Source organism: Pseudomonas floridensis (assembly GCF_002087235.1).
Lineage (GTDB): Bacteria > Pseudomonadota > Gammaproteobacteria > Pseudomonadales > Pseudomonadaceae > Aquipseudomonas > Aquipseudomonas floridensis.
In genome coordinates this window covers 1-516 of sequence record NZ_MUIO01000257.1, presented here as the reverse complement: position 1 = coordinate 516, position 516 = coordinate 1, and the positions used below count along the sequence as shown (strand labels likewise).

At 59.3% G+C, this 516-nt stretch carries 1 protein-coding gene; it reads left to right on the top strand.

The window, feature by feature from the left end:
• Positions 1 to 516, top strand: a 516-nt coding sequence (locus BZK31_RS28750) for a HAMP domain-containing protein (protein WP_157900842.1), incomplete at both ends; no start/stop codon positions are given.

Genomic DNA, 516 nt, shown 5'->3' with positions numbered 1-516 from the left:
CGCTGGAAGATGACGAGCGCGTAGCCGGCGATCAGCTCGAGCAACTGATGCCTGCTTATATTGCCGGTTCGCAGCAAGTGGTTGAGCTCATGAGGGCAGGGGATCTGGAGAATGCCCGTACTCGCCTCAATGCGTTGTCCAGCGACGGGTTTGTCAAAGCCCGCGCCTACCTGCGGACCATCATTGATTCCAACAACCGTCAGATCAAGGAAGGCGCCGCTGCCGCCGCCGAACTGAGGAACACGTCGGTGACCATGCTGGAAATCGGCGTGGTGATCGCTTTTATCGTGGCCATCCTGCTGGGTGTCTTCATCACCCGCATGATCACCCGTCCTCTGGCCGTTGCGGTGCTTAGCGCTCAACGTATTGCCGGCGGTGACCTGACTCAGCCGATCACCTCTAACAGTGGTGATGAGGCCGGGCAATTGCTTGATGCGCTGTCGAACATGCAGGACGGTCTGAAGAACACCATCCAGCAGATTGCCAGCGCCTCCGACCAGTTGGCATCGGCGGCTG